This window comes from Burkholderia sp. 3C (genome assembly GCF_054589155.1).
Window position 1 is genome coordinate 1 of the sequence record NZ_BAAILN010000134.1, and the last position, 6,196, is coordinate 6,196.

A 6,196-nucleotide genomic window follows, 5' to 3' on the forward strand; every position below is an offset into this window, starting at 1 on the left:
CTCTTCACCTCACGGGAGTTGGCTTTTCGAAGGCTGATAACGTGAACCATGCCGCCGCGCGGCGTGAACACCAGCATATGAAGGCGATCGTCTAAATAACCGAGCGCCTGGAAGCGGCGCTCCGGATACGCCATCCGGACATCTTCCACGATCAACGCACCTGCCATCTCGAAGTCACGAGCCAGCTCGAAGGAGAGGCCGCGCTCGGCGATGTTCTTCTCGCTTTTGTTCGCATCATAGTGACCTGCGGAGGAATTTTGTAGCCGCTCAAGCTGCTTGCGTATGAGGGCAATGACTCGTTCGACGAATGCGAAGGCCTTGTTCATAGGCCTCGCGTATCACCGAGGGGCACGAGACCAACCGCCCCGCTGGCGGTATCGAACTGCGTCGACACTGATGACCGGGTGCTACGCCCAGTCCATCGGCTGGTGTGCATCCGGTGATGCCAGGACGGATGTGTGACAACGAGGTGTGCTCGAATCGCACACGCGTTGGCATGCTTAAAACCGGCACGATCTAGCGCTACGCTTGCCCGTCGCCAGACACCGCTTGCTGACGAAGTTCGTCGCGCAACTCCTTCAGCACCTGGATCGCGCCGGCGATACGCAACAGGGTTTGCTGCAATTCGCGTTGCCTGTTCTCAAGCGCGCGAAGTTGCTCTTCGCCGGCCCGGTGGTTGTCCTCCAGCTCCTGGAGGCGAGCGGAAATGGTGGCTTCGTTCATGGTCTGGCCTGTTTGTTATGGATGACCGGTGATCCTGGCACGAAAGCGGACGCGTCACAAATGAAAAGCCGCGCTTGGGGCAAAGCTGTCGGAATCGCCTCAAATTATGGAAAACCTCCGCAGCGCCTTAACGTGCAGGAATTTGTCGACGCCAGCCCCACCTGCCGACACTACTCCGGCCCTTCCCCCGAAGCCCCGTGCCGCCGCACATCGTCAAGCAACTCGGTCAGCACCTGAAGCGCGCCGTCGATACGCAGCAACGTCTGTTGCAGTTCGCGCTGCTGCGTATCGAGTCGACGAAGCTGCTCTTCGCCTGCGCGCCGATTTTCCTGAAGCGACTGAATACGCGCTGTGATTGCTGCTTCGTCCATGATTTCGGTGGAATCCCATCAAGATAAAAAGTGGAAGCACAAAAGTCCGGCGTCTCACCGTCGCGACCGAGCGACTCGCCAGCCCAACCACGAACCTACGTTCGAGACAGCGTCTGATAATTGATCGCGATGATCTGCGCGACGGTCGCCACGGTTTGACTGTCGTGCGTCAACAGCACCTTGTCGGAGAGTTGCTTCGCCAGCACAAGTTGCTGAAGCGCCAACGACGCTGCTTTTTCGATCGAGAATTCGGCTGCATCGACCGGCAGAGTATCGAAATACGACATCGGAAGCTCCTTCAAGGGTGATGATGCGAACATAGCATCGGCCCTTTTTGGGAAGCGCAAACAACTGCAAAACCTGTCCGGTCAATTGCAACACGGTTCAACGCATGCATCCACTGGGCACCGTCGCTCGCAGCGCGCGGGAATGCATACCCAGCCCGCTACCCATACACGCCCGATCCATTTGACTTCCCCCCTCGCCCCGAGTACACTACGCGTCGCGGGGTGGAGCAGTCTGGCAGCTCGTCGGGCTCATAACCCGAAGGTCATAGGTTCAAATCCTATCCCCGCAACCAAATATCAAAAGCCCGCTCTGCGAAAGCAAGCGGGCTTTTTGCTGTGCCGCGCCCGAATATCGGGGCGGCACGTCCTACCTCACGCCTCCGGCCGCCTCGCATAAGCCTCGTCGAACAACCTCTCCAGCGTCGGATGCACGCCGCGCACCTGGTCGGCCACGTCCTTCGCCCAATCGAAATACTCGCGCTTGCGTTGTTCCGGCCAGTCGGCCGGCGGGTTCTCGGCGATGTCGCGCAGGTTGCAGATCTTGTCGGCGAGCTTGACGAGCTTCGCGCGCCGGCTGATGTGCGCGGCATGCTCGACCTGAAGGCGCTTGCGCTCTTCTTTCGGCAGCGATTTGTCGTCGGTCACGTCGCGCACGATATCGGCCACGATCTGGCCGAACAACTGCACCAGTTCCTGCTCCGAGGTGGCGGTGTCCTCGATCACGTCGTGCAGGATCGCGGCGGTCAGCACCGGCTCGTCGTCGATGCCGGCCTCGTTGGCCAGCACGTTGGCCAACGCGATCGGATGATTGATGTAGGGCGAGGCATCGACGTCCTTGCGACGCTGGTGTCGGTGTCTCTCGGCGGCGAATGCCAGTGCGGCAATGAACTTGCTCATCGGTAACCACCCCTGCGCTCTCACGCGTGATTTTGCGAAAGTGTAAGGGATAGCCGGCCCCCACACGTTCGATTCCATTCTCGAAAACAACACTCCGCATTCCGGATGCGACCGCCAGCGCGATCGGCCCGGCAATCATCGTCCGATCGAGACGGTTCGTCGCAACGCGCAACATCAGCGCCGCAACACCTCGACCCGACAGAACTGATACGGATCCTTCCCCGCCCCGATCCCCGCCGAATACGCCCCGCAACTCCCCGGCACGATCGCGAACCCGCGGGCATGCAGCACGGCATCCATTCGCGTGACGATCGCGCGATTCTCGGCGTCGATATCGCGCACATCGTCGGCGCGCAAGCCGATCGTGCAACGCGCCGGGCCGTCCGTCCCGGCAACCGGCAGCACCGCCGCATGCAGGCGCACGCGCCTGACCAGCGACGTCAGCATCGCGCAGCCGCGCTCGCCATGCGTCAGGCCAAGCGCGCCGAGCGTGGCATCGAGTTGCGCGACGGTATCGGCCCGCCCGTTGTAGGCCCCCCCGAGCAGCGCGTACACCGGCCCCTTGCGGCTGTCGACGATCTCGTGCACGCGCGGCATGTAGCCCGCGCCCTCGGGGAATCCGACATCCACGCCGACAAACGCCACCGCCGGCGGAAACAAGGTGGAGAGCCACGCGCGCGGCTGCTCCGCGTTCACGAGCAGCACGGTGGTACGCGCCGGCTGGTCGAGCGGCGGCACCTCGGCGTGATAGAGCGGATCGGCCCAGCCGTTGTGCCCCCAGGTCGGCGCGCCGCCGGCCACCACGATCGCCGTGGCGATCCCGAGCAGCCACTTCGCCCAACTCCGGGCGCGGGCATGCGTCGTCAGTTGCGTGAGCAGGAGGAACGCGACGAGCGGCGCGAACACCTCGATCGGCACGATATAGCGATAGATGCCGAACAGCTTCATCCACAGCACGAAGCCGAACGCGACATACGCGATCACGAACGCGGCACGCGGGTCCATGCGTTCGCCGCCGTGCGCCGCCAGCCTTGCGGACACGGCACGCGCGGCCCAGATCAACCCGAGCACATAGACGATCGCCCAGATGATCTGCCGCAACCCGACCTCGCCGCCGCGATGCGCATCGAGCGAAATGATGAACGGCCACAGCACCGTCTCGACGATGCCGTGCGGCATCCAGCGCGTATCGCTGATCGACAGCGGCTTGACCAGCGGATTCGGAAATACCGCGCTGAACTGCGGAAACAAAGGATTCCCGAACATGTGCCACATTCGCAGCATCCAGTAGCCGCCGGTCGAGGCAAAGCCCGCCAGCACGCCGATGCCGAACACGAACCCCACGCGCAGGCGCACCAGCAGCCTGCCCGGCATCGCCACCAGCAGCGCGCCGCAACCTGCCACGGCGAACACCGCGTTGGTCAACTTGAGCCCCGCCGCCAGCCCGATCAGCAGGCCGCCGGCCAGCAGCACGGCGAAGCCCCGCACGCTGAAGCGCCCGAGTGCATCCCAATGCGCCACCAGCAGCGCGACGCCGGCCAGACAGACGACGGCGGTGGTGCTGTCACCCATCGTATTGCCGAGCACGGACAGGAAATTCGCGGTCAGGCAGCCAGCCAGCGCCAGCCAGAACGGCACGCGCTGACGATCGTCGCCGGGCAGGCCGGCCAGCAGGCGGCGCGCGATGTCGAGCAGCAGCACGAACGTCAACCCGTGAAACGCGCCGATCAGAAAGCCCACCAGGCGCGGCGGCCAATGCGTGTTCAGCCAGTAGAACGACACGTCCAGCAACGGATTGAAATAGCCCTGAAAACTCGCGGCGCCGAGGTCGGTGGTCAGCTTGCCGTGCAGGAAGGCGAACGCGGCGTACAGGTGATAGTTGTGCAGATCCCAGTTCGAATCGGCGCCGAGCCACAGCGAATAGCAGCCGAACAGCAGCGGCACCAGCACGATCGCGATACGCGAAGCGAGCGGCAGGCTCGGCGGATGAGAACGGGACGAGAAGGATCGGGAGACGGACATCGAGGAATCCGGAATTTACGGCCGTGCCGAACGCCGGAACACCCACCATCTGGCGCTGACGAAGTTCACGGCCATCCCGGCGATCGAGCCGACCGCGACGCCGGCGAACGGCAGCCAGCGCGTGGCCGGAACATTCAGCACGACGGCGCTGTAGGCGGCGTAGTTCACCGCGCCGCCGAGCGACATGGCCAACAGGTATTGCCACCATTCGCGCCAGCCCGAGCCGCGTGGCGCGTCGGATTGGCGGAACGTGTAGCGGCGATTGATCTGCCAGGTGGTCCAGACCGCCGCGAGGAACGACAGCGCGCGCCCGACGAAATAGCCCTGCCCGGCGGCGAGTGCGATCCAAAGCACCGACGCGTCGACGGCAAAGCCGAGCACGCCCGCGATCAGGAAGCGGAACAGCTGGCCGCGCATCTCAGCGGCGCGAGCGCAAATGCAGCGGCCCGGGCTCGGCCAGGTAGGCGAAACGCTTGGTCTCGCTGCGGCCGCGCGTGACGGTGTCGAGCACGATGCCGCAGGTCAGGAACATCGCCCCGGCCAGCATGATCGCCACCGACAGCACGGCGGTCGGCAGGCGCGGCACGAGCCCCGTCTTCAAATACGTCTCGAACAGCGGCAGCGCCAGCCCGACGGACAGCAACCCGCACAGCAGCGCACCCACGGAGAAGAACGCGAGCGGCTTCTCGGCCTTGAGCAGACGCAGGATCGTCAGCAGAATCCGGAAGCCGTCGCGATAGGTGTTGAGCTTGCTCTCCGAGCCTTCCGGCCGCGAGCGGTAGACGGTATCGATCTCGGCCACCGGCATGCGCAACTCGAGCGTATGCACGGTCAGTTCGGTCTCGATCTCGAAGCCGCTGGCGTGCGCAGGGAACGATTTGACGAAGCGGCGCGAGAACGCGCGATAGCCGGACAGCATGTCGGTGAAGGTCCGCCCGAACAGCCAGGCCGCGCACGAGGTCAGCATCCAGTTGCCGAAGCGATGGCCGGCGCGGTAGGCCGCCTGCTCGTCGGTGCGGCGCGTGCCGACCACCATGTCGCGCCCGTCGATCAGCACGCCGTCGATCAGCGCCTGGGCGGCGGTGGCGTCGTAGGTGTCGTCGCCGTCGACGAGCACGTACACGTCGGCCTCGATGTCGGCGAACATGCGGCGGATCACGCTGCCCTTGCCCTGATCGCGCACGCCGCTCACCACGGCGCCGGCACGGCGGGCCACCTCGGCGGTGCCGTCGGTCGAGTTGTTGTCGAACACGTAGACGATCGCGCCCGGCACGGTGCGCTGGAAATCGGCCACCACGGCCGCGATCGTCACGGCTTCGTTGTAGCAGGGCACGAGGATGGCAACCGTTGGTGCGGCGGCCCCGGCGTTCGTCGGGGTGGATCGTGCATCGGCTTGCGGTTCGCCCGCCGCCCGGCCCGCGGGCAACTGCCCCTCGGCCCGGCCGTCCAACATGGTTGTCGTGGTCATCATTCTTTCCGCAAGGCCGGTCGGCGCCGGCCTTGTCATTCAGGGCATCGTGCCCCCGTTGGGGCGACGGCGGCCCGGCATCGCCGCCGCATCGAATCCGTGCCCGGCTGCCCGATTCCGCCGGGTCGAAAAACAGCGTGCGATTCTACCTTACGCGGCATGACGCGCCGGAGCCGGCCGCCGCGCACGGCAACCGTCCCGGCACGATGCGGGCGTGCGCAGGATGACGGGATCGAAGGAAAAACACGGGCCGCCGCGCGGCAAATCGCTGCGCAGGCTTGGTCCGACTTGGGGCCGCCAGCCGCCGAAACATCCGGCAGAGCGCCGGAAAGGAAACCTCGACGCGTCACGCGATAGGCGACGCGCCTCCCCATGATCACGCGGGCCGCCGGGGGAAGCGGCCCGCTTCGTCATCGGCCGGCTCGCGC

The 6,196-nt window shown here is 65.2% G+C and carries 8 protein-coding genes and 1 tRNA gene; 1 reads left to right on the top strand and 8 read right to left on the bottom strand.

Features of this window, described 5'->3' with window-relative positions:
- The 4 genes from ACYP33_RS26950 to ACYP33_RS26965 all read right to left on the bottom strand — a co-directional run.
- Positions 1–284 (bottom strand): BrnT family toxin (locus ACYP33_RS26950; protein WP_459624674.1); only part of this gene is annotated, 284 nt, incomplete at its 3' end.
- A gap of 238 nt (positions 285–522) precedes the next feature.
- Positions 523–723: a hypothetical protein gene (locus ACYP33_RS26955; protein WP_414442746.1), complete on the bottom strand. Its 201-nt coding sequence runs from the start codon at positions 721–723 to the stop codon at positions 523–525.
- Positions 724–893: 170 nt separating this feature from the next.
- On the bottom strand, positions 894–1,094 hold the full coding sequence (locus tag ACYP33_RS26960; RefSeq protein WP_414442747.1) for a hypothetical protein: 201 nt from the start codon (positions 1,092–1,094) through the stop codon (positions 894–896).
- Positions 1,095–1,189: 95 nt separating this feature from the next.
- On the bottom strand, positions 1,190–1,381 hold the full coding sequence (locus tag ACYP33_RS26965; RefSeq protein WP_459624568.1) for a hypothetical protein: 192 nt from the start codon (positions 1,379–1,381) through the stop codon (positions 1,190–1,192).
- Between the two features lie 216 nt (positions 1,382–1,597).
- Here ACYP33_RS26965 and ACYP33_RS26970 point away from each other — a divergent pair.
- Positions 1,598–1,674 (top strand) — tRNA-Met (locus tag ACYP33_RS26970).
- A 79-nt stretch (positions 1,675–1,753) separates the two neighbouring features.
- On the opposite strand, the gene ACYP33_RS26975 is transcribed toward ACYP33_RS26970, so the two are convergent.
- The 4 genes from ACYP33_RS26975 to ACYP33_RS26990 all read right to left on the bottom strand — a co-directional run bounded on the left by ACYP33_RS26975 (position 1,754) and on the right by ACYP33_RS26990 (position 5,768).
- Complete coding sequence (locus tag ACYP33_RS26975; RefSeq protein ID WP_459624569.1) at positions 1,754–2,278, bottom strand: HD domain-containing protein; 525 nt, start codon at positions 2,276–2,278, stop codon at positions 1,754–1,756.
- Positions 2,279–2,452: 174 nt separating this feature from the next.
- Positions 2,453–4,300 (bottom strand): hypothetical protein, encoded by a 1,848-nt coding sequence (locus ACYP33_RS26980; protein ID WP_459624570.1) that lies wholly within the window; start codon positions 4,298–4,300, stop codon positions 2,453–2,455.
- Between the two features lie 15 nt (positions 4,301–4,315).
- A complete protein-coding gene (locus tag ACYP33_RS26985) occupies positions 4,316–4,717 on the bottom strand; it encodes a GtrA family protein (protein WP_459624571.1) in 402 nt (133 codons plus the stop codon).
- Position 4,718: 1 nt separating this feature from the next.
- Positions 4,719–5,768 (bottom strand): glycosyltransferase, encoded by a 1,050-nt coding sequence (locus ACYP33_RS26990; protein ID WP_459624572.1) that lies wholly within the window; start codon positions 5,766–5,768, stop codon positions 4,719–4,721.
- Between the last annotated feature and the right edge of the window lie 428 nt (positions 5,769–6,196).